At 53.7% G+C, this 21092-nt stretch carries 22 protein-coding genes; 12 read left to right on the top strand and 10 right to left on the bottom strand.

The window, feature by feature from the left end; translation table 11 throughout:
• Positions 1 to 48 precede the first annotated feature (48 nt).
• Positions 49 to 1041, bottom strand: coding sequence for a Gfo/Idh/MocA family protein (locus tag AB8615_RS10605; RefSeq protein WP_409432558.1), 993 nt, complete (start codon positions 1039 to 1041; stop codon positions 49 to 51).
• A complete protein-coding gene (locus AB8615_RS10600) occupies positions 1038 to 2006 on the bottom strand; it encodes an ABC transporter ATP-binding protein (protein WP_409432557.1) in 969 nt (322 codons plus the stop codon). The genes AB8615_RS10605 and AB8615_RS10600 overlap by 4 nt, the downstream gene beginning before the upstream one ends.
• Positions 2007 to 2125: 119 nt before the next feature.
• Here AB8615_RS10600 and AB8615_RS10595 point away from each other — a divergent pair, with 119 nt between their 5' ends.
• The gene (locus AB8615_RS10595) at positions 2126 to 2320 is read left to right on the top strand and encodes a zinc-finger domain-containing protein (RefSeq protein WP_409432556.1); all 195 of its coding nucleotides are present in this window, start codon (positions 2126 to 2128) and stop codon (positions 2318 to 2320) included.
• An 8-nt stretch (positions 2321 to 2328) separates the two neighbouring features.
• On the opposite strand, the gene AB8615_RS12570 is transcribed toward AB8615_RS10595, so the two are convergent.
• Complete coding sequence (locus AB8615_RS12570; RefSeq protein WP_423245865.1) at positions 2329 to 3255, bottom strand: energy transducer TonB; 927 nt, start codon at positions 3253 to 3255, stop codon at positions 2329 to 2331.
• A gap of 138 nt (positions 3256 to 3393) precedes the next feature.
• Here AB8615_RS12570 and polA point away from each other — a divergent pair, with 138 nt between their 5' ends.
• The 4 genes from polA (at position 3394) to AB8615_RS10560 (ending at position 8011) form a co-directional block, all read left to right on the top strand.
• Positions 3394 to 6210: a DNA polymerase I gene (polA, locus tag AB8615_RS10575; RefSeq protein WP_409432553.1), complete on the top strand. Its 2817-nt coding sequence runs from the start codon at positions 3394 to 3396 to the stop codon at positions 6208 to 6210.
• A gap of 34 nt (positions 6211 to 6244) precedes the next feature.
• Entirely contained in the window at positions 6245 to 6988 is a 744-nt protein-coding gene (gene gpmA, locus AB8615_RS10570; protein WP_409432552.1) for a 2,3-diphosphoglycerate-dependent phosphoglycerate mutase, read from the top strand.
• A gap of 10 nt (positions 6989 to 6998) precedes the next feature.
• A complete protein-coding gene (gene ribD / locus AB8615_RS10565) occupies positions 6999 to 7415 on the top strand; it encodes a bifunctional diaminohydroxyphosphoribosylaminopyrimidine deaminase/5-amino-6-(5-phosphoribosylamino)uracil reductase RibD (protein WP_409432551.1) in 417 nt (138 codons plus the stop codon).
• A gap of 278 nt (positions 7416 to 7693) precedes the next feature.
• Complete coding sequence (locus AB8615_RS10560) at positions 7694 to 8011, top strand: hypothetical protein (RefSeq protein WP_418152360.1); 318 nt, start codon at positions 7694 to 7696, stop codon at positions 8009 to 8011.
• Positions 8012 to 8908: 897 nt separating this feature from the next.
• On the opposite strand, the gene AB8615_RS10555 is transcribed toward AB8615_RS10560, so the two are convergent.
• Positions 8909 to 9739 (bottom strand): enoyl-ACP reductase FabI, encoded by an 831-nt coding sequence (locus tag AB8615_RS10555; RefSeq protein ID WP_409432549.1) that lies wholly within the window; start codon positions 9737 to 9739, stop codon positions 8909 to 8911.
• A gap of 229 nt (positions 9740 to 9968) precedes the next feature.
• On the opposite strand from AB8615_RS10555, the gene AB8615_RS10550 reads away from it, so the two are divergent.
• A complete protein-coding gene (locus tag AB8615_RS10550) occupies positions 9969 to 10694 on the top strand; it encodes an autoinducer binding domain-containing protein (protein WP_409432548.1) in 726 nt (241 codons plus the stop codon).
• 225 nt (positions 10695 to 10919) lie between these two features.
• Here AB8615_RS10550 and AB8615_RS10545 read toward each other — a convergent pair whose 3' ends face one another.
• The 6 genes from AB8615_RS10545 to AB8615_RS10520 form a co-directional block, all read right to left on the bottom strand.
• Positions 10920 to 11726, bottom strand: a complete 807-nt coding sequence (locus AB8615_RS10545) for a MipA/OmpV family protein (protein WP_409432547.1) — start codon at positions 11724 to 11726, stop codon at positions 10920 to 10922.
• Between the two features lie 67 nt (positions 11727 to 11793).
• Positions 11794 to 13008 carry a beta-ketoacyl-ACP synthase I gene (gene fabB / locus AB8615_RS10540; RefSeq protein WP_409432546.1) on the bottom strand — a complete coding sequence of 405 codons (1215 nt, stop codon included), beginning with the start codon at positions 13006 to 13008 and terminating at the stop codon, positions 11794 to 11796.
• Positions 13009 to 13530, bottom strand: coding sequence for a bifunctional 3-hydroxydecanoyl-ACP dehydratase/trans-2-decenoyl-ACP isomerase (fabA, locus tag AB8615_RS10535; RefSeq protein WP_409432545.1), 522 nt, complete (start codon positions 13528 to 13530; stop codon positions 13009 to 13011). It abuts the gene before it with no gap.
• 133 nt (positions 13531 to 13663) lie between these two features.
• The gene (locus AB8615_RS10530) at positions 13664 to 14236 is read right to left on the bottom strand and encodes a tetratricopeptide repeat protein (RefSeq protein WP_409432544.1); all 573 of its coding nucleotides are present in this window, start codon (positions 14234 to 14236) and stop codon (positions 13664 to 13666) included.
• A 54-nt stretch (positions 14237 to 14290) separates the two neighbouring features.
• Positions 14291 to 15154, bottom strand: coding sequence for an oxygen-dependent coproporphyrinogen oxidase (gene hemF / locus AB8615_RS10525; RefSeq protein WP_409432543.1), 864 nt, complete (start codon positions 15152 to 15154; stop codon positions 14291 to 14293).
• A 98-nt stretch (positions 15155 to 15252) separates the two neighbouring features.
• Entirely contained in the window at positions 15253 to 15717 is a 465-nt protein-coding gene (locus AB8615_RS10520; protein WP_409432542.1) for a tRNA (cytidine(34)-2'-O)-methyltransferase, read from the bottom strand.
• Between the two features lie 123 nt (positions 15718 to 15840).
• Between AB8615_RS10520 and petA (AB8615_RS10515) the strand changes: the two genes are divergently transcribed.
• The 6 genes from petA (AB8615_RS10515) to AB8615_RS10490 all read left to right on the top strand — a co-directional run bounded on the left by petA (AB8615_RS10515) (position 15841) and on the right by AB8615_RS10490 (position 20909).
• Positions 15841 to 16383, top strand: a complete 543-nt coding sequence (petA, locus tag AB8615_RS10515) for a ubiquinol-cytochrome c reductase iron-sulfur subunit (protein ID WP_409432541.1) — start codon at positions 15841 to 15843, stop codon at positions 16381 to 16383.
• Positions 16384 to 16502: 119 nt separating this feature from the next.
• Entirely contained in the window at positions 16503 to 17051 is a 549-nt protein-coding gene (petA, locus tag AB8615_RS10510; RefSeq protein WP_409432540.1) for a ubiquinol-cytochrome c reductase iron-sulfur subunit, read from the top strand.
• Positions 17052 to 17053: 2 nt separating this feature from the next.
• Positions 17054 to 18334, top strand: a complete 1281-nt coding sequence (locus tag AB8615_RS10505; protein WP_418152359.1) for a cytochrome b — start codon at positions 17054 to 17056, stop codon at positions 18332 to 18334.
• Between the two features lie 46 nt (positions 18335 to 18380).
• Positions 18381 to 19217 carry a cytochrome c1 gene (locus AB8615_RS10500; RefSeq protein WP_418152358.1) on the top strand — a complete coding sequence of 279 codons (837 nt, stop codon included), beginning with the start codon at positions 18381 to 18383 and terminating at the stop codon, positions 19215 to 19217.
• A 197-nt stretch (positions 19218 to 19414) separates the two neighbouring features.
• A complete protein-coding gene (locus AB8615_RS10495; RefSeq protein ID WP_409432537.1) occupies positions 19415 to 19933 on the top strand; it encodes a CBS domain-containing protein in 519 nt (172 codons plus the stop codon).
• Positions 19934 to 20009: 76 nt separating this feature from the next.
• Positions 20010 to 20909 carry an S-methyl-5'-thioadenosine phosphorylase gene (locus AB8615_RS10490; RefSeq protein ID WP_409432536.1) on the top strand — a complete coding sequence of 300 codons (900 nt, stop codon included), beginning with the start codon at positions 20010 to 20012 and terminating at the stop codon, positions 20907 to 20909.
• Positions 20910 to 21092: the final 183 nt, after the last annotated feature.

Raw genomic sequence — 21092 nt, 5'->3', positions numbered from 1 at the left:
GCCTAGCCCTAAATTTAGGAGAGGCTTACAAACGGCGAGGGTTAAGGGCTAAGAACTAAGGGCGGCGAGGCCACTTAGGCGGTAAATTTCGTCTATCGCTTGCATCTGCGCGATGGCGTCTTGACCACTTGTAGGCGGTTGTGTGCCGTGTGTGAGTGCGTCAACGATCGCGGAAAGTTGCCAGTCATAGGTCGTCTGCGCGGCCCAGTCAGGACGATCGCTCAGGCTCGTAGTTTCACTCGGCGTGTGCAAAGTGCAGCTGCGATAGGGATGCACGGGATTATCTAGGCGCACCGTGCCGCCAGCGCCGCGCACTTCGATAAAGCCAAGGCGCGGAATATCCTCGTGCATATCGCAGCTAATCTCGGCAGTCAGTCCCGCACCGAAGTCGAGTTGCGCAGCCAAATAGAGATCAATGCCAGGATTTCCTTCAATCGCTTTGGCGGCCACAATCTTCGGCTCGCGCCCTGCGATGCGGCGCGCCATATGCAAGGGGTAGCAGCCAAGATCCATCAGCGCTCCACCGCCGAGCTTGGCGATATGGCGTAACTCGCCGTCTCGATTCGGGATCGTCACATGGAAACGCCCCGTAATGTTGTGGATCGGGCCAAGCGTTTTGACCGCCGCTTCAAAGGCGTGAAAGGCGGGATGAAAGACGTAGTGAAACGCTTCCATGATAAAGATGCTCGGGAGGGTGGCAATCTCTCGCGCTTCATCTGCGGTCATCGCAAAGGGCTTCTCAATTAATTGAATACGGTCATGTCGCGCCGCCGCTTTTGCTATGTCTAAATGCAGAGAGGGCGGGAGGGGATTGTAGATCAGATCAATGTCGTCTCGCGCACAGAGCGTCGCGTAGTCGCCGTGAATGTCGATGCCCGTCAGGTCGTGTTCAGCGGCGTAAGCCGCGCCGCGATCCGTATCGCGACAGGCCAATGCGACGATCTCCATATCATCACGTTTCGCAATCGGCGCGATCATCGCTTTTGGCGCTATGCGGGACGCGCCGAGCAAGCCAACCCTGAGAGGCGTTACGAGGCTCATTCGGCTGCGTCGCTCGCATAGGTCAGCGCCATAAACACGTCTTCGAGGTCGGGCTCTTCGGTACGCAAATCACTGATCGACAACCCCGCGGCCTTCACGCGATTGAGTAGGCCAGAGATCGAATCTGTGCCGCTGCGATAGCTAATGCAAAGCTGCTCGCCGTCCATTGTGGCGTTCAAATCAGACAAAGCCTCTGGCACGGCGGAGAGCGATTCGGTCGGCGTGATCTTGAGAATCCGCTTATCAAGCCGCGCCAACATATCGACCTTGCTCTCATTGGCGACGATCTCGCCTTGGTGAATAATCGCGATTTGGTCACACAGCGCTTCGGCCTCTTCGAGGTAATGCGTTGTCAAAATAATTGTTGTGCCGTTACGATGTAACTCCTGCACATATTCCCAAAGCTGTCGGCGCAATTCGATGTCGACGCCGGCTGTCGGTTCATCGAGGATCAGGACCGGCGGATTATGCACGAGCGCTTTCGCAATCAAAAGGCGCCGCTTCATGCCGCCCGAGAGTTGCCGCACATAAGCGTCGCGCTTATCTGCAAGGCCAAGAGCGGCGAGAATGTCTTCAGATCGTCGTTCAGACTTTGGCACGCCGTAATAACCCGCTTGCAATTCGAGGGCTTGATACGGCGTAAAGAAAACGTCCATCGCGATTTCTTGTGGGACGATGCCGATGCTGGCGCGGGCGGCGCGGGTGTCTGTATCAATGTCGTGGCCGCAGATCGCTGCTGACCCGCCCGACTTATTCACCAGCCCTGCTAGGATATTGATCATCGTTGATTTCCCCGCCCCATTGGGCCCGAGCAAGCCAAAGATCGAGCCGCGCGGAATAACCAAATCTACGCCCTTTAGCGCAGTCTTGGCAGGGGCTTTCTTGCTGGCTTTATACGTCTTCTTCAGACCTTTGATTTCAATCGCGGGGGAGAGGTCGTCTGGTTTTGGGTGAGAAGGCGTCATCGGATTTCCCGTCTATAATTCTTGCGAAGCGCGAAGGCCTGTCATATGAAAGGCGCACACGCAGTGGCAGCATATTACGCCGCAAACTGTGAATGACCTAGTGAACAATGAGGATTTTGATGTCAAACCCAGAAAGTCACGACGACGATATTGTGATCGTCTCGACAACTCGCGTGGCCTGTGATGGCGGCGGCGGTGCGCTGGGTCATCCGAAGACCTATCTGGATATGGGTTCAGACACTTCTGTCACCTGTAAATATTGTGATCGCGAGTTCAGGCTTGACCCCAAAACTGTGCCAGGCGGGCATCACTAAACGAACACCTATTCGCGCTCAAAGCGGTATCGTTTGAGGATGCCTCTGGCGGGGACTTTCTCGCCATTGATCGTCTTGGGATAGAACCGCGTCTTGCGTGCCGCGCGTTCCGCCGCTTTCACGAAATCCTTCTCATAGCGTTCAGCTTGCACGCTCACCAACTCCGTCATGGCCACATCGCCGTCCGCATCGATATTCAGGCTCAACGTGACAACGCCAGAGATGTTGCGGCGATAGGCGGAGCGCGGATAGCGCGGCGTTGAATTCTTTCGCACACGTGGCATGACCACAACTTGCTTTGTCACTTCGACGACTTTGGGCGGCGGGGGCGGGGTGTAGACAGGCGGTGGCGGTGCTTGACGCGGTGCGCCCAGCAAAGTGTCGTCTTGGATATTCTTCGGGATCGGGCTGCGCGTATCATTCAAACGGCGATCGGGCTTCGGCTCGACATCTGGTGTGCCTAGAATGTCCGCTCGCAGAACGGCAATCTCCTCATCGCGCCCGCCGAGCAATGACCCGCCCCAATGCTCGCTATACTCATTCAAAATCGCAAGCCGCTCCTCTTGCGTCAGCCTGTCATTATAAACGCGGGCCATCACGTCGTTCCACGCCTGATTGTCACGCAGATTAATTATATCGAGTTGCGCCATGGCGGCATCGGCGCGGTCATCTGTCGGGTAGACCCGCATAAAGTCCTGCAATCTGGCACGCCGCAGCGGGGCGTCTGTCTCGCTGATCGCGGTCAGATATGCCGCGCGGGCATCACGGTTCGTCGTGGGATTTGGTCTGTCCGTTAGGTCTGCAGGTCGCGAAAAATAGACAGCCGCAAATACCGCCAGCACGGCGAGGAGGCCAATCAGCCATAGCCCAAGCGGAAAAGACGCGCGCGGTAGCTCGCCTTCATCTTCGGTGGGCTCATCAATCGATTGATACACCCTGCTTATCCCTTGATCATCTTCATTTCCTCTCGCTTTTACACGCTCAAATCCGCTTGCGCTATTGAATTTCTGTCCCAATCCGCGCAATAGTCAGATCATGAAATTTTGCCTGAAACCGCTATCTGGACCCACATTGTGAGCGAGACCGTTCCTGTCGACGAAAGCTCTCATGTCGTCCTCGTTGACGGCTCTGGCTATATCTTCCGCGCTTACCACGCGCTGCCGCCCTTAACGCGAAAGACGGACGGCCTGCCGATTGGCGCAGTCGCGGGCTTCTCCAATATGCTGTTCAAGCTGCTGCGGGATCAAAATGATGACAGCCGCCCGACCCACTTCGCCGTGATTTTCGATAAGGGCAGCTATACCTTCCGCAACGATATCTATCCCGCATACAAAGCCAATCGGTCCGAGACACCCGAAGATCTCCTCCCGCAATTTCCGCTCGTGCGCGACGCGACGCGGGCTTTTGGTGCAGCCTCCATTGAAATGGAAGGCTTTGAGGCAGACGATATCATCGCGACCTATGCCCGCCAAGCCGAGGCGAAAGGCGCGCGCGTCACCATCATCAGCTCGGACAAGGACTTGATGCAGCTGGTGTCTGACAAGATCACTATGCTCGATACAATGAAAAATAAAACCATCGGCATCCCCGAAGTCCGTGACAAATTCGGTGTGTCGCCAGAGCAAGTCATCGAAGTGCAAGCCCTCGCGGGAGACAGCGTTGATAATATTCCTGGTGTGCCGGGCATCGGCGTGAAAACGGCTGTGCTCCTGCTCGAAGAATATGGTGACCTCGAAACACTGTTGCAGCGTTGCGACGAAATTCCGCAAAAGGGTCGTCGCGAAAAGATGATGGCAAATATCGATAATGCCCGCGTGTCGCTTGAACTCGTCACGTTAAAAACGGATGTTGAACTGGCGACACCGCTGGATGACCTGGCCGTGTCTGATCCTGATGTTGAGGTGCTGTTTGATTTCCTCGAACTCATGACTTTCCGCACATTGACAGCCCGCGTCCGCGCCGCGCTGAGTGACGGAGATACGGACGGCTTGCGCAAAGACGACACGCTGACCGCACCCGCTGAATTAGACACGCCAGAAAACCTGACCTTCGATAAATCAAAATATGTCTGTGTGCAGGACATGGACGTCCTTGAGTATTGGATCGCTCGTGCCATGACATGTGAGGTGATCTCCGTCGATTTGGAGACGGACAGCCTTGATTCTGCCGCCGCGAATATGGTCGGGCTTTGCATGGCGCTCGGCGATAATGAGGCCTGCTATATCCCGCTGGCGCATGTCGGCGAAGGGGCCGATATGTTCGGCGATGACGCCCCCAAGCAAATCCCGAGGGACGCGGCCTTAGCGGCATTGAAACCCTTATTAGAAGTCCCCCATGTCTTGAAAGTCGGGCAGAATTTCAAATATGATCTCGGCGTATTTGCGCGATATAACCTCCGCCCTGCGCCCTATGACGACACTATGTTGATCTCCTATGCACTCGAAGCGGGCCTCCATAGTCACGGCATGGATGCGCTGTCAGAGATGCATTTCGGCCACAAACCCATCAGCTTCAAAGACATTGCTGGCACGGGCAAAAATCAAAAAACCTTCGACCAAATCAGCCTTGAAGATGCCACGCCTTATGCCGCCGAAGACGCAGACGTTACTTTGCGCCTTTGGAAATTCCTGAAGCCGAAATTGGCAGCGGAAAATGTTGCGACCGTCTACGAAACTCTTGAGCGTCCGCTGCCCGCGATTATTGCGCAAATGGAAAATCAGGGGATTAAAGTTGACCGCGCTGAACTCGCGCGTCTGTCCTCTATGTTTGCGCAGAAAATGGCAGGCCTTGAGGCCGAAGCCTATGAGTTGGCGGGCACGAAATTTAATCTCGGCAGTCCGAAACAACTCGGCGAAATTCTGTTTGATCAAATGGGCCTCGAAGGCGGCAAGAAGACCAAAACGGGCGCGTGGCAAACGGGCGCTGGCGTCTTGGAAGATTTGGCGGTCAAAGGCGAAAAACTGCCGCAAACTATTTTGGATTGGCGGCATTATGCCAAGTTGAAATCTACCTATACTGACGCGCTCGTCACGCAAATTAATCCCGATACGGGCCGCGTTCACACGAGCTTTTCGCTCGCGGCGACGACAACGGGGCGGCTGTCCTCCTCTGACCCAAACCTCCAAAATATTCCGATCCGTACCGAAGAAGGTCGCAAAATCCGCGATGCTTTTGTCGCCGAAAAAGGCCATGTCCTCGTCGCAGCGGACTACTCTCAAATTGAGCTGCGCTTGCTCGCTCATGTGGCAGACTTGCCGACGATGAAGCAGGCCTTTGCGGACGGCGTCGATATTCATGCCCTGACGGCAAGCGAGATGTTCGGTGTCCCACTTGCGGACATGGACAGCGCCACACGGCGCCGCGCCAAGGCAATTAATTTTGGCATCATCTACGGCATTTCCGCGTTCGGCCTCGCCAATAATCTTGGCATTAGTCGCGGCGAAGCGGGAGATTATATCAAAAGTTACTTCGAAAAATTCCCCGGCATCAAAGCCTATATGGACGACGCCAAAGCGGAAGCACGGGAACATGGCTATGTCAAAACGATCTTCGGTCGAAAATGCCATATTAAAGGTATTACGGACCGCAATCAAGCTGTGCGCGGTTTCGCTGAACGTCAAGCGATCAACGCGCCCATTCAAGGCGGAGCGTCCGATATAATGCGCCGCGCAATGATCCGTATGCCGGACGCCATAAAAGATATAGAAGGCGCACGCATGCTCCTCCAAGTGCATGACGAATTAATTTTCGAAGTGCCAGACAATCAGGCTGACGCGCTGATCAATATTGTTAAACCGACGATGGAAAAAGCGGCGCGCCCTGCTGTTCAAATTTCCGTTCCGCTTGTTGTGGACGCTAAAGCCGCGTTGAATTGGAATGATGCGCATTAATTAATTAATTAATTAAATTCAAAAGGACCGCCTTATGACTTATCTTGTTCTCGTCCGTCACGGACAATCCGAATGGAACCTTGCCAATCGCTTCACTGGCTGGGTTGATGTTGATCTGACCCCCGAAGGTGTAAAGGAAGCCAAGAAGGCGGGGAAGCTTCTGGCGAAAGAAAATATTCAATTCGACGCAGCCTTCACCAGCTATCAACGCCGCGCGATCAGAACGCTGTGGATGACCCTCGAAGGCATTGAGCAATTCCATATTCCAGTGACCAAAGACTGGCGGTTGAATGAACGTCATTACGGCGGACTGACGGGCCTGAATAAGCAAGAGACGCGAGATAAACACGGCGATGATCAAGTCCATATCTGGCGCCGCAGCTTCGATGTTCCGCCGCCGCAAATTGACACAGACAGCGAATTTCATCCCTCCAAAGAGGCGAAATACGCACACATCGATCCCGCAGAATTGCCAACGGGTGAGAGTTTGAAAATCACCTGCGAACGCGTGCTGCCTTACTATAACGACCAGATCGTGCCGTTCCTGCGGGCGGGCAACAACCTTATCATTTCAGCGCATGGAAACTCCCTTCGGGCTTTGATGAAGACGCTCTTTGATGTGTCCGATGACGATATTCCAGGTTTCGAATTCCCGACTGGCAACCCGCTCTTGCTTGAATTAGATGACGCGACACTCAAGGTGAAATCTGCGCGATACCTCGATAAAAAACGGGCCAAAGACCTCCCTGAAATTAAAGGCGCACAAGCTGCCTCATGACGCAAAATATATGACCCTCGCGCTGAGCCTTGCGCGGGCGCAGCAGGGTCGCACTGGGGAAAACCCCGCTGTCGGCTGTGTCTTGGTCAAGGACAACGCGATCATTGGCCAAGGCGCGACGTCCGATGGTGGCCGCCCCCACGCTGAGACCAATGCGCTGCAAGTCGCGGGACGGCAGGCACGCGGCGCGACCGCCTATGTCACGCTCGAACCATGCTCCCATTATGGGCAGACTGGGCCTTGCGCGGATGCATTAATCGCGGCGGGCATTGCGCGCTGCGTTATTGCGGTGATCGATCCTGACCCCCGCGTGCATTGGCGCGGCGCAGCCTTGCTACAAGAAGCGGGGATAGATACCGTGGTCGGCGAAGGCGCTGAGCAGGCTTATCAGATCAATACGGACTTCTTCGCACGGGTAAGTGGATAACAGCGCAGATCGCTTTCATTTACTGCATCTCGTTCATACATTATTTATGAATAGACGTTTGAAAGCCGATATAACTTTCATTTGCTAGCATCGGTTAATCCTTTATTTACCTACTTCGCTATCTCTCACTCGAAATTAAGTTTCTGAATTGTCCTGTCTTAAATGCCCTAAACCAGCGTGATGGATGCCGCGTCATTATCCCGTTTGAAAGCGCAGTTTACTTCCAATCCAAGTGCTGCGTTGACGAGTTGGTAACCATAGGCGCGTAAGTCGAGGTTATGACCACACTCGCCGTTGAAATGACCATAGAACCTGGGGCGGAGCGCCTCGTCACTGATATGGGGCGGCGGATGAAGACGAAGGCACGGTCCAAAGTCATTGACCGCACTTTGACTCAAATTCGCGACGACTTTCATATTTCCGAACTCACAGACTGGTTCCGCGAGGATGCCTTTGCCGTACAGCGCCGCACGACCGTGCGCCTCTCGCCAGAAAATGCAGACTTTGTCGCGGCTCCTTGCTCAAACCGTGGGCAAGGGGAGGCCGAGCGTATTGATGGGGCTTATTTATTTTGCGGCGGCGCATTTATCCCGTGATGATCTTGAGAGCTTGCGAACGTAGCGGTTTTGATTGGGTTCGCATGAGAGTGGCAGCGTCGCTCAAGTTTCAAACTCCTAGAAAATAAAAGTGATTAATCACTTTTATTTTCTCGATCTTTGATTTTATCGTCATTTTATGACTTCTGATGACTCCTGACGATTCCTGATGACTTCTGACGACTCCCGGTGATTCCTAATGACTCTAGGTGATTCCAATATTACCATCCAAAGCCCCTTTGCCGCATAGCTTTCCAAAATACTCTTTTGAAGCGTTTCCCAAGGGCTTAGTTGGGTGCTTTGCAAAAAGATGTCCGATAAAACGTTGCAAGCATAAACAAGTGATTAATCACTTATAAGAATTCTAATATGAAGCGCCCCAATGTTGATATGCGTGTTGATATGCGCGATTGCGTCCGCGCTTTGCGGCGCGCGTCCGTGACTTTGTGCTGCAATAGCTCTCGTCGCCAAGCACGCAATCGCGCGGCGTCACGGGCTTTTATAGGGCCTCGTCCTCGGGGCATGACCGCCTCCTTAAATATGTCCTTGTGAAAAATGAGGTGTCCGCATGAAGCCGTCAGCCCGGGCGTGAACCCGTGGCGCATAATGTGTTTTCGGGCCAAAGCCCCATGCGGCAGTGTCTTTTTCACACAAGCGGCCGAACTGGCCAGTCGCGGGCCAATCAGCTCTCGCTTGGCCACCCAAGCTAATCGCGCGTTACCGCGGCAGCTCCAATGACAAACACTGCTTCATCCCAATTAAGCCAACGTACGCTCGACTGCCTCGCGGATAAAGACGGACGTTTATATCACGGCAAGACCGTCCGAGGATAAGCAAAGCAAAACCCTAGGCAAGTGTGTGATGTAAGCGGGCAAAATGCGGTATTAAATGGTTGGGCTAGTTCCCACTGGCTTCATCCATGGCGTCTTCGGCAGGCATGCCAATGGCGTGAAAACCACCGTCGACGTGATGGGTTTCGCCTGTAGATGACAGGCCGAGGTCGGACAAGAAATAGAGCGCTGCGCCTGCGACGCCTCTGGGATCCGTGTTATCGCGCATAGCGGCTGCGGCTTTGTTAAAGCGGAACATGTGACGGCCAGAGCCGATGCCTGCGGCGGCGAGTGTCTTGATCGGGCCTGCTGAGATTGCATTAACGCGAATACCGCGCGGGCCGAGGTCAGCCGCAATATAACGTGTGCAAGCTTCAAGCGCGGCCTTGGCTACGCCCATAACGTTATAATTTGGGATCACGCGCTCGGAGCCGAGATAGGTGAGTGTCACCATCGATCCGCCATCATTCATAATCTCGCTCGCGCGGCGGGCGCTATCGACGAAGGAATAAGCGGAAATATCGAGCGCGGATTTAAAGCCTTGGCGCGTCGTATTGTCGACAAAGCTGCCCGCCAGTTGGTCTTTGCCCGCAAAAGCAATGGCGTGGACCAGGAAATCAATCTTGCCCCATTTGTCTTTCAAGGTCGCAAAGGTGCTATCCATCGTAGCGTCGTCGGTGACGTCACATTCGCATAAAATGTCTGACCCCACAGATTCTGCAAGTGGTTTGACACGACGGAGCAGGGCATCCCCTTGATAGGTAAAAGCAATCTCCGCACCTTGGGCTGCGAGTTGACGGGCAATGGCCCATGCGATCGAGTTTTTATTGGCGACACCCATAATCAAGCCGCGTTTGCCAGCCATTAATGTGCCTGTTGGAAATTCCTGATCTGACATGCGCTCATCCATTCTAAATTATAATGTGTGCCTCATTCTAGGAGGCGCAGGGCGCTTTGACTAGTCAGATTTCTTGTAAATTTAGGGGAGGCTGGTCCGCTTATAATTCAAGTATTCACTGTGAATAACGGAAACAGGTGTTTACCTATCTTTCTACTTTGGGTATGCATTAACCTTAAATTTGCATCACGATTGGGAGTGAGGGCAAATTGGGGGGATAAGGTTCGGGATGACGTCTGGCTTTGGAAATATGCGGGCGTATATCGATAAAATCGATGCAAGTTCCTCCGCTGAAGTGGCCTTTGACATCATGTGTGAGGCGTTGGAAACACTGGGTTTCACTTACGTATTTGCGGGGCGGGGCGCAATTAATCTCAGCGAAGATATTCTGCCGTCCCAATTCTATTTTGCAAAGCGGGCGGAAGCCTTCATTCTACGCTATTTGCAAAAACGCTATATCTATGTTGATCCTGTTATCGCGCACCTGGCGCGAACAAACCGACCTTATCGATGGCGCGACTCATATACTGACCTAACCCAAGAGCAGATAATCCAAACCGAGGATGCCCGCGCGCATGGCTTATGCTTTGGCATATTGCTGCCAATCTCCACGCGGCGCGGACGACAAGCGATTGTCTCGATCGGGCGTGAAACAGATTTCGATTTGAGCGCGGCGGACATGTTTGAGATCGAACTGCTATGCTGCGTGACATTTGATGTCATAGACCGCCATCTAGGCGAGGCCACAGTGGATGTACCCAAAATTTCTGTCAAAGAACACGAGATTTTAGACTTAGTGGCTAAGGGAAAAACGAATTGGGAGATCGGGCAGATCATGTCCATTTCCGAATATTCTGTGCGAGATTACCTCAAGTCACTCTCGGATCGATTTGAAACGTCAAACCGCACCCACACCGTAGTTCGGGCGATCCAGTTGGGGCTTTTGCGCGCGTAATGCGACAATAGACCCTGTCAATTACCTAAATGTAGGTTTTACAAACGCTTGTAATAGGGAAATCGTAAGACATCCCTAGGCCTAGCGCTGACAGGATGGTCCGCTTAGCGGATCGGTCATGTCGTATGAAAACCGGGATGTCAGATTTGCAGGTTTCAGTGCCCCGAAACGGCAGGTCTGCCTGATTTCAACATACGGCATGACCTACTTTTTTATGGGGGCGTTCTAAAATTTTCGCGCGATGGCAAGTGCTAGGGTTGTACCGGTATTTTTAGGGGTCAGCGGGCTGTCCTTCGCGTCACCTTGCAAGACGGAATGATTGACAGCGCCGATCACTTCGTAATTTTCGTTCACAGTCCAATAGACGGCAGTATGCACGCCGAGGGTCGAGACTTGGCCGTCCAGATCTAACGCTGTGAGGGCGGGGAATGTATCGGATACGGCCGCCGCTTGCGCGTCCGTAATGCCGTATTGCGTATTGATCCAATCGCGAGAGTGATATGTCGCGCGGACGCCTGGGGTAATCTTTACATTGTCGAGTGGGGAGAATGACGTGGACAGCAATGCGTCCACGCGCATCCCGTCAAGACCGCCGACAACTGGCACAGTCGCGATTGTGTCAAATGCGGCAATCGGCAGATAAACGCGCGTGAAAGCAGCCGCCGTCAGGGTAGGGTCAACTTCAAAGGCGTCATTGTTAAACGGTGTATCATCCCCTTTGCGACCCAAGGAAATATTGGTCGTCGCGCCGAGGCGGAAGTGATCATTATTGATCGCGTAAACACCTGCCCCGAGCGCAGGATTAAAAAAGTAGCGACCTTTATAGCCCGCGCTAACAAAGGGCAAAGGCAGGACACTGCTCTTCTCGCTGCCGACATATGTCTCGCGGATAAGGGCGGCGGCTCCCACATCTACGAAAGTTTTGTTCTGCTTCTCACTGACAGTGAAAATCGAATCCTGCGCTGCGCTGGGCGTGGCAAAAGCTAGCATTGCCGTGATAAGGGCAGAAGGGATGAGGGGTAGGCGTGGCATGATGTCTCCTAGGGTTACAGGCTAATACGCCTCAACCCTGAAAAAGTGTCATCACATTTGCGCGACACTAAACTTTTGCGAAAATGACGCTGCCATTCGTGCCGCCAAATCCGAAAGAATTGGACATGGCTGTCTTGACCTCAGTATCTACCCGCTTCCGCGCAATGTTAATTGTGGGAATTTCAGGATCAACGGTTGTGATGTTAATGCTAGGTGCGACGAAGTCATGTTCCATCATCAGGAGCGTATAGATCGCTTCTTGGACACCCGCCGCGCCGAGGCTGTGGCCTGTCATACACTTTGTGGCAGACACATAAGGCCCGCTTTCGCCGAACACACGGTGGATTGCTTGCGTTTCCGCAATGTCGCCAACGGGTGTGCTGGTCGCGTGGGGGTTGATATAATCGACCGTTGTCAGACCCGCATCTTTCAACGCCATACGCATGGCACGTTCCGCACCTTCACCGCTGGGCGCGACCATGTCGTAGCCGTCAGACGTCGCTGCATAGCCGACGATCTCTGCATAGATTTTCGCGCCGCGCGCAACGGCGTGTTCGTATTCTTCGAGGACAACCATGCCCGCGCCGCCCGCGATCACAAAGCCGTCGCGGCTCTCGTCAAAGGCGCGAGAGGCCGTCTCTGGCGTGTCATTATATTTGCTGCTCATCGCGCCCATCGCGTCAAAGAGGGAGGACATCGTCCATTCGACTTCTTCGCCGCCGCCCGCAAACATAATGTCTTGCTTGCCCCATTGGATTTGCTCGGCCGCTGCGCCGATACAATGCAGTGAGGTTGTGCAAGCAGAGGTGATCGAGAAATTCACGCCTTTGATCTTGAAATGTGTCGCGAGGGTCGCTGATACCGTTGATGACATCGCCTTTGGCACAGCGAACGGCCCAATCCGTTTGGGGGAGTTATTCTTGCGCGTAATATCGGCGGCCCGCACGATTTCCAGCGAACTTGGCCCGCCAGAGCCAGCAATAATGCCCGTGCGCTCGTGAGAGATTTGATCTTCGCTCAATCCCGCATCCTCAATCGCCTGCTGCATAGAGACTGCGCTCCAACCCGCCGCGTCCGCCATGAAACGCATAGAGCGTTTTTCGATAAAGTCTTTGGGGTCTAAATTCGGACGGCCAGAAATTTGGCTGCGAAAGCCAAGCTCCGCCATTTTTTCATCTTTGGTAATCCCGCATTTGCCCGCTTTCAGGCTGGCGGCAACTTCGTCTTTACTGTTCCCGATGCAGGAGACAATACCGAGACCTGTGACAACAACGCGACGCATTTAGACTTCTCCGTTTTCAGGAATAAACAAGCCAACCCGCAGGTCTTTGGCTTTATAAATTAATTCATCATCCGCATACATACGGCCATCGGCAATGCCGAGAACCAGCTTGCGGCGGATGACACGCTTTAGCTCGATTTCGTAGCGGACTTTTTTGATGTCCTGCGTGACTTGTCCCGTAAATTTAACCTCGCCCACACCCAGCGCACGTCCGCGCCCAGGGGAGCCAGACCAGCCAAGCCAAAATCCGACGAGCTGCCACATGGCGTCTAGGCCAAGGCAGCCTGGCATTACAGGGTCGCCTTTGAAGTGACATTCGAAAAACCACAAATCCGGCTTAATATCTAACTCCGCGATGACTTGGCCTTTGCCGTGTTCACCGCCGTCCTCGTCCATGTGTGTAACCCGGTCGAGCATGAGCATGGGTGGTAGAGGCAATTTGGCATTGCCGGGCCCAAATAGGCTCCGCTCGCCGCTGATAATCAGATCGTCATAATCGTAGGAGGATTGTATTTTTTTCATAGTTCCAGACACGCCTATTGTGAAGGCATAGTGATAGACAATGCGTATCTAAACTCAAGTTGAAACTCGGAAAAATTTAAGGGGAGGTTAGGCTAGACGCCCTAGCAAAGATCAGCGCTTTCGCGTCCCAGCTTTATGATCCGCTCTTGCGAGAGGTGACGCTATAGCGCCCAATCGCGGTCTGTGCGGGCGTCCAGTCGGGACGAAGTTCCAGCGCGCGTTTCAGGTCGTAATAGGCGGCTTTGAAATTCTCTTGGCGATCATGGACAAGCGCGCGATTATAGAGCGCTTCGGGTATTTGGTCCGCGCCGAGATCATCAATCGCTGTGTTTAGTGCCGTCAAAGCTGCGTCAGTTTCATTCAGATAAAGAAGTGTCGCGCCGTAATTGATGTAGGCTTCCGTCAACTCTGGCTTCATCTTTAGCGCAATTTCGTAGTCCGCTTTGGCCGCCGCGTACTCGCCTTTACGCATTTGCAGCACGCCGCGATTGACGTGGGTGGCGGCGCGGTCTTTCTTCGACAGCGCATCCCCTAGGGCATCGCTACAGAGCTTTATCGCATCAGCCGTGCCGGAATTGCCGCTCTTGGTTGAGATATAGCAATCATGCGCCGCCCCATTGCCGAGAACGACGATCTGCGCTTGGGCCGTGCTGGCTATCGCACAAGATACAAGGGCTATAAATGACGTCTGAATTAATCTTTTCATATATCGAGTTTAGCACAAATTAAGGACGAAAGCCATTGGTCTAAGTTTTGACGCTTAGGGCCACTTTACCACGGGAGGCATGGAGGAGAGGATTGTCTTTATATTGCCCCCCGTTTTGAGACCGAATGTCGTGCCGCGATCCCATAAGAGGTTGAACTCGACATAGCGGCCGCGCATGATCAACTGCTCCTCACGCTCGGCTTCTGTCCAAGGCTCGTGCATACGGCCGCGAGCGATCGCGGCGTAAGTGTCTTTGAAATGCCGCCCGACGTCTTGGGTGAAAGCGAAGTCTGCGTCCCAGTCGCCTGAATTAAATCGATCATAGAAAATACCGCCAATGCCGCGTGGCTCGTCGCGGTGGTGGAGGTGAAAATATTCGTCGCACCAGTTTTTTAATTTCGGATAATCTGCGACAGCATGTGCGTCACATGCCGCTTTCATGCCTGCGTGAAAGGCAATCGCGTCAGGGCTGGTCTGCACACGGTCAACAGCTTGTGTGGGCGTCAGGTCACCGCCGCCGCCAAACCAATCTTGGGTCGTTACAATGTAGCGCGTATTAAAATGCACAGCTGGCACACGCGGATTGACCATATGCGCGATTAGGCTGATGCCCGCCGCCCAGAAGCGCGGATCATCTTGGGCACCCGGCACGCGCTCCCGCATCTCTCCCTCAAATTCGCCTTTGACGACAGAGATATGCACGCCGCATTTCTCAAAGAAGCGCCCGCGCAACATGCCGCCTGTCCCGCCGCCGCCATTTTCGACTTTGCGCTCCCAATCCTCGAATTCAAACGTGCCGGGCGTGTCGCCGTAAAGCTCGGACGGGGCTTCGCGTTCTAGCTGCTCAAACTCGGCGCAGATGTCGTTGCGGAGCGTTTTAAACCAAGCGGCGGCTATATCTTTTTTCTGATCAAACATGGGGTGTCCTGTGGCGTAAATTTCTGCGATTGCCAATCGTATTTATTGTCGCTTGGGTCGTTGATCTGGGACAAATTTGATGGGGTAAGATCGCGGTTTTAAGGGAGGCTTTGCGTTTGCCGCAAAGCTTCAAACAAGGTGACCGCGACGGAATTAGATAAATTCAATGACCGAGCGCCCGCCGCCATGGGAATCACCACGCGCGCATCCATCGCCGCATGAACGTCGTCCGGCACACCGGCGCTCTCGCGGCCAAAAATCAGCGTGTCGCTTGGCTCGAATATAAAGTCCGCGAGCGAGGTTGCACCTTTCGTCGTTAGCAGAACTCGCCGACCTGTGCGGGGCAGGGCTTTGAAAGCGTCCCAGCTGACATGACGGGTCAGGGCTGTGGGGGTGCCGTAATCCATCGCGGCGCGGCGCAAAGATTTCTCCGTCAGCGGAAACCCACACGGTTCAATCACGCTCAGGGCCACATCAAAACACGCACAAGACCGCATGATCGCGCCGAGATTGGCAGCAATATCAGGCTGAAAGAGGGTCACGTTAAGGGAGGACGAGGTCATGGCGCGGTTATAGCGGCAAAATGCATGCGCACAACTATCACGTCGCAATGGTGGCGAGGGCCGCATGAACGGCTTGGTAATAAGTCACATGGTATTCAAAGTTAATTATGGCAGGTTGAACCTATGGCTGACACATCCAAAACGCGGCGAGACTTCATTTTTATCGCCACCGGAGCCGTTGCCGTGGGCGGCGCGGTCGCCCTCACACGACCTTTATTGGGGCAAATGGGGCCAGCGGCGGACATTGTTGCAAAAGCTGGCATGGAGATTGATCTCTCGCTTCTGCAAGAGGGCGAACAGATGATAGTGCCGTGGCGCAATAAGCCTATTTTCATTCGCTACCGAACGCCCGCCGAAATCGCGGCCGCGCAAGCGGATGATACAGCGGATATGATTGACCCCGAAACAGATCGGTCTCGCTTAAAGCCAAAGCCGAGTGGGGAATTCGACCCCCGATACTTGGTTATGATTGGGATTTGCTCACATTTTGGCTGTGTCCCAACAAGTGAAATTGGGCGTTTCAATGCATGGCGATGTGTTTGCCATGGCGCGGATTTTGACACGTCAGGCCGTGTCAGGTCTGGGCCAGCCCCCAGAAACATGGCGATTCCGCCCTATACGTGGGTTTCAGAGCGTGCAATCAAACTTGCCCCTGAAGAATCTTGAAAATTGCGCCGTTTTGACGCGAAAAAGCTATGGTCTTTTGCCCTATATATAGAGTAGAACGCCCGAGATACTCATTTGACTGCGGAAATCCGCGAAATTTTACGAGGCTTAGACAGACTATGTCCGAAACCCTGGAAACAAAACCCGAAGACGAAGGCAAACGCGATTTCATCTTCCTCGCCACTGGCGCAGCGGCAGCGGCTGGTGTGGCTTCATTTACGTGGCCCCTCGTGGCCCAAATGGGCAAAGCGGCTGACACATTGGCGGCGGGATCGATTGAGATTGATCTGTCAAAAATCGCCGAGGGCCAACAGCTGAAAATGTTGTGGCGGGGCAAGCCAATTTTCGTGCGTCACCGCACACCTGCTGAAATCGCAGAAGCGGAAGCCGTTGATGTTTCAATACTGCCTGATCCCGAAACAGACGATGCGCGTTTGGTGCCGGGCCCGACAGGCGAACTTAATCCCGCCTATCTCGTCATGATTGGCGTTTGTACGCATTTTGGCTGTGTGCCAGTGGGCGAAGCGGGCGATTATGACGGGTGGTATTGCCCATGCCACGGCAGTCACTACGACACGTCGGGCCGCATCCGTAAGGGGCCAGCCCCTCTGAATATGACCATCCCGCCATATTCATACACTTCAGATAACGTCATCAAGGTAGGTTAATTATGGCCGGACATCCTTCTACATACGAACCCAAATACGCCGCGACGAAGTGGATAGATCAGCGCTTGCCGATCATCCGCATGGGCGCGGATTTTATGACATTTCCGTCTCCGCGGAATTTGAATTACTGGTACACCTTTGGCGGCATCCTCGCGCTTTGCTTGGTTGTGCAGATCGTCTCTGGCGTAATTTTGGCGATGCATTACGTCGCTGATACAGAACTCGCATTTGCGTCTGTGCAGCGTATTCGCCGCGACGTGCCGTTTGGTTGGTTGATCCAGCCTATGCATGCCGTGGGCGCGTCAATGTTCTTCCTCGCCGTGTATATGCATATGTTCCGCGCGCTATATTACGGGTCATATAAAGCCCCGCGAGAGCTGCTGTGGATTATTGGTTGTGTGATTTATCTTGTGATGATGGCGACAGCCTTCCTCGGCTATACTCTGCCATGGGGTCAGATGTCCTTTTGGGGCGCGACCGTGATTACAGGCTTCTTCGGTGCGGTTCCCGTTGTTGGCGAAAGTCTGCAACAGTGGTTGCTGGGCGGGTATGCCGTCGGTAACGCCACGCTCAACCGGTTCTTCGCGCTGCATTACTTGCTGCCATTCGTGATTGCCGCGCTGGTCGGCTTGCATGTCTGGGCGCTGCATCATGTGGGCCAGAACAACCCGATTGGCGTGACAGAGAAAACGAAATCCGACACGCTGTCTTTCCACCCGTTCTACACAGTCAAAGACGCCTTTGCGATTGCATTATTCTTGCTGATCTTTGCGTTTTTCCTCTTCTATCTGCCAGATGCTTTGGGCCATGCTGATAACTATATCGAAGCAGACGCCATGAAGACACCGCCGCACATCGTGCCGGAATGGTACTTCCTGCCCTTCTATGCGATCCTGCGCGCTGTGCCAGATAAGCTGGCGGGTATCTTGCTGATGATCGGTGCGATTGCCGTGCTGTTTGTCTTGCCTTGGCTTGATACGCATAAGGTGAAATCCATGCGCTTCCGTCCAGTGGCGCGTTGGTTCTTCCTGATCTTCCTCGTGATGTGCTTCATCCTTGGGTGGTGCGGTGCAGGCACGCCAGATAATATCGCGATCCCTCTGGGCGATTCAGGTATCACATTCTACCGCCTGTCGCAGATCGGTATGATCTATTACTTCGCCTATTTCTTGATCATCTTGCCTATCCTTGGCATGGTTGAGAAACCGATAGAACGACCAGAATCGATTACCAAAGCCGTGCTTGGCGATGCCCCTCGCGGTGCCGCTGTTCCGGCCGAATAAGATACAGATTGGAGCGTAAGACAATGGCGCTGAAGAACTTGAAATCATGGCTCATTGGGGGGCTGTCCTCCTCGGCGGTGCTGGAGGGATTGCCTATGCAGCCGGTGGCGGCACGGGCGATTATGAAATGGTGCATAAGCACTGGCACTTTAACGGCATGTTTGGCAGCTATGACCCCGCAGCGATGCAGCGCGGCTACCAAGTCTACCGCGAAGTCTGTGCTAGCTGTCACCAACTCAAGCATTTGTCCTTCCGCCATCTCGGCGATAAGGGCGCACCGTTTTATGATGAATATTATCCCAACCCGAATGACAATCCACTGGTGAAAAACTTCGCGGCGGACTGGATGGTTGAAGATATTGACACGGAAACGGGCGACGTCATTGAACGTACAGCGGTGCCAGCCGACAAATTCCCGCCAATCTACCCAAATAATGCCGCGGCTCGCGCGTCCAATGGCGGCGCATTACCGCCCGATTTGTCCGTCATGGTCAAGGCCCGCAATAACGGCGCTGACTATGTCTATAACCTGCTCGTTGCCTATGACGCGAAGAAGCCTGCGGATGTCGAATTGACGCCTGGCCTCTATTATAACCCCGTCATGGAAGGCGGCAAAATCGCGATGGCCGCACCGCTGACGGATGGCTTGATCGAATATAGCCCTGTCAGAATTCTGGAAGACGGCGAGATCAAAGAGATCCCTGCGCCCGAAGCCACGGTTGAGCAAATGGCCGCTGACGTGACGGAATTCCTCGCTTGGTCCGCTGATCCAAAGCTGGCACAACGGAAGTCAGTTGGCCTGATGACCGTGGTCTATCTGCTCCTGCTCTCTATCTTGTTGTGGCTGTCATATAAGCGCGTATGGAAAGGCGTTGAGCATTAAGCTATCTGATTTACACATACTTTAATTCAAAAAACCGTCCCGTGTCATTGGCTCCGAGCGCATGACACAGGGCGGTTTTTTTGTGCGCTAAACTCAGAAGTTGGTGTCGGCGGGACGACAGAAATAGTGCGACATAACAACCGCGCGTCACTGTCATGCGTAGCTATCTTACAACGATTAGAAAAAGAGGCCTGCGCATGAAAATCAAGAACCGTCCCGAATATGGCAATAAACCCAATCCTCTCACATGCGGCCCGGATATGACTGTCCTGGCGGCTGTTAAATTGATGGCGGAGAAAAACTTCGGTTCAATCATCGTCGTAGATGATGACCGCAAAGTTCTCGGTCTGATGACGGAGCGTGATATTTTTAAGCGCGTCATGGCGCCAGAGCTAAACCCCGCCAAGACGAAGGTCAGCCAGATCATGTCAACGGAACTTCGCAAAGCCAAAGAAGATGACGACTTGACGGATTGGCTGCGCATCATGTCCAATGAGCGCTTTCGTCGTCTGCCGGTGGTCGACGCGGATGACCGCTTAGTTTCCGTGATGAGCCAAGGTGACTTTGTCTCATATACGTGGCCGCAACTGCTGAACCAAGTCTCGACGCTGGCGAAGTCGACTGTGTCTAAAAATTCACAGCAATCATTGATCGTCTTTGGCGTCATCGCCTATGCCCTGATTTCGTTACTAATTGTTGTCCTCGCCATTCGCTAAGACACATGCGCTAATATCACACGGGTGTGATGAGTCTGACTTTGCAATCATAAGTCAGGCTGATTAGGCTCTGTTTATGACAGACCAAAAAACAAAATCTGATTCGAAATGGACGCTCGGCATCCTGGGCGGTTCAGGCTTGTATGAGCTTGACGGACTTCAAAACCCGCAATGGATCAAGATTGACACCCCGTGGGGCGAGCCATCAGATGAAATTCTGTTCGCCGAGTTAGACGGGGTGCAACTTCGTTTTTTGCCCCGTCACGGTCGCGGCCATGCCCTCGCGCCGTCAGATGTGAATTACCGCGCCAATATCGATGCGCTAAAGCGAGCGGGCTGCACGGATTTGCTCTCGCTCTCCGCAGTGGGATCGTTGCAAGAGCAATATCCCCCTGGCGATTTCGTCATTGTCGATCAATTCATAGATCGCACGTTTAAGCGTGAGAAAAGCTTCTTTGGCGCAGGCTGCGTGGCCCATGTCTCTGTCGCTGATCCTGTCTGCGAAAGGCTCGCTAATATGGCGGCCAAGGCGGCGGAAAGCACGGGCGTCACCGTCCACCGCGGCGGGACTTATCTGGCGATGGAAGGGCCGCAATTTTCGACAAAGGCGGAGAGCCGTATGTACCGCGCTTGGGGGTGCGATGTGATCGGTATGACGAATATGCCCGAGGCCAAACTCGCGCGCGAAGCAGAGCTGCCATATGCGACGATTGGCATGGTGACGGATTATGACTGCTGGCACGCGGATCACGGCAATGTCGATGTCGCCAGCGTGATCGCTGTGTTGATGAAAAATGCCGACACAGCGCGGGCGACTGTGCGTGAATTAATTCATACGCTATCGCAGACACCTCGAACGCCGACTCCGCAAGGCATCGAGACCAATCTGGACGTTGCAATTATCACAGCGCCAGAGGCCCGCGACCCGAAGCTGGTGGCAAAATTGGACGCTGTGGCAGGGCGCGTCCTGAGATAAGAGACAACATACGCCGTTGAAATATACCCCCACCAAAGCGACCCATCCCATCGCAGAATCCAAGCCGTTACCGAACATACTTAAAGTTTAGCGTTAAAATTCACGTCTGGCGGGATAACCCCTAAACCCTGTCGTCAGAGACGGGAATCTCTCAAGATTCTTTGTCTTTCGAAGACTTTTAAC

Source organism: Litorimonas sp. RW-G-Af-16, assembly GCF_048319245.1.
Taxonomy (GTDB): Bacteria; Pseudomonadota; Alphaproteobacteria; order Caulobacterales; family Maricaulaceae; genus Litorimonas.
Note: the sequence above shows the minus strand (reverse complement) of the source record. Positions and strands in the feature narration are given on the sequence as shown.

Bases quoted from the DNA above. Each gene is read 5' to 3' on its own strand.
- AB8615_RS10605 (WP_409432558.1), bottom strand. From the start codon at position 1,041: ATGAGCCTCGTAACGCCTCTCAGGGTTGGCTTGCTCGGCGCGTCCCGC.
- AB8615_RS10600 (WP_409432557.1), bottom strand. From the start codon at position 2,006: ATGACGCCTTCTCACCCAAAACCAGACGACCTCTCCCCCGCGATTGAA.
- AB8615_RS10595 (WP_409432556.1), top strand. From the start codon at position 2,126: ATGTCAAACCCAGAAAGTCACGACGACGATATTGTGATCGTCTCGACA.
- gpmA (WP_409432552.1), top strand. From the start codon at position 6,245: ATGACTTATCTTGTTCTCGTCCGTCACGGACAATCCGAATGGAACCTT.
- ribD (WP_409432551.1), top strand. From the start codon at position 6,999: ATGACCCTCGCGCTGAGCCTTGCGCGGGCGCAGCAGGGTCGCACTGGG.
- AB8615_RS10560 (WP_418152360.1), top strand. From the start codon at position 7,694: ATGACCACACTCGCCGTTGAAATGACCATAGAACCTGGGGCGGAGCGC.
- AB8615_RS10555 (WP_409432549.1), bottom strand. From the start codon at position 9,739: ATGTCAGATCAGGAATTTCCAACAGGCACATTAATGGCTGGCAAACGC.
- AB8615_RS10550 (WP_409432548.1), top strand. From the start codon at position 9,969: ATGACGTCTGGCTTTGGAAATATGCGGGCGTATATCGATAAAATCGAT.
- AB8615_RS10545 (WP_409432547.1), bottom strand. From the start codon at position 11,726: ATGCCACGCCTACCCCTCATCCCTTCTGCCCTTATCACGGCAATGCTA.
- fabB (WP_409432546.1), bottom strand. From the start codon at position 13,008: ATGCGTCGCGTTGTTGTCACAGGTCTCGGTATTGTCTCCTGCATCGGG.
- fabA (WP_409432545.1), bottom strand. From the start codon at position 13,530: ATGAAAAAAATACAATCCTCCTACGATTATGACGATCTGATTATCAGC.
- AB8615_RS10530 (WP_409432544.1), bottom strand. From the start codon at position 14,236: ATGAAAAGATTAATTCAGACGTCATTTATAGCCCTTGTATCTTGTGCG.
- hemF (WP_409432543.1), bottom strand. From the start codon at position 15,154: ATGTTTGATCAGAAAAAAGATATAGCCGCCGCTTGGTTTAAAACGCTC.
- AB8615_RS10520 (WP_409432542.1), bottom strand. From the start codon at position 15,717: ATGACCTCGTCCTCCCTTAACGTGACCCTCTTTCAGCCTGATATTGCT.
- petA (WP_409432541.1), top strand. From the start codon at position 15,841: ATGGCTGACACATCCAAAACGCGGCGAGACTTCATTTTTATCGCCACC.
- petA (WP_409432540.1), top strand. From the start codon at position 16,503: ATGTCCGAAACCCTGGAAACAAAACCCGAAGACGAAGGCAAACGCGAT.
- AB8615_RS10505 (WP_418152359.1), top strand. From the start codon at position 17,054: ATGGCCGGACATCCTTCTACATACGAACCCAAATACGCCGCGACGAAG.
- AB8615_RS10500 (WP_418152358.1), top strand. From the start codon at position 18,381: ATGGCTCATTGGGGGGCTGTCCTCCTCGGCGGTGCTGGAGGGATTGCC.
- AB8615_RS10495 (WP_409432537.1), top strand. From the start codon at position 19,415: ATGAAAATCAAGAACCGTCCCGAATATGGCAATAAACCCAATCCTCTC.
- AB8615_RS10490 (WP_409432536.1), top strand. From the start codon at position 20,010: ATGACAGACCAAAAAACAAAATCTGATTCGAAATGGACGCTCGGCATC.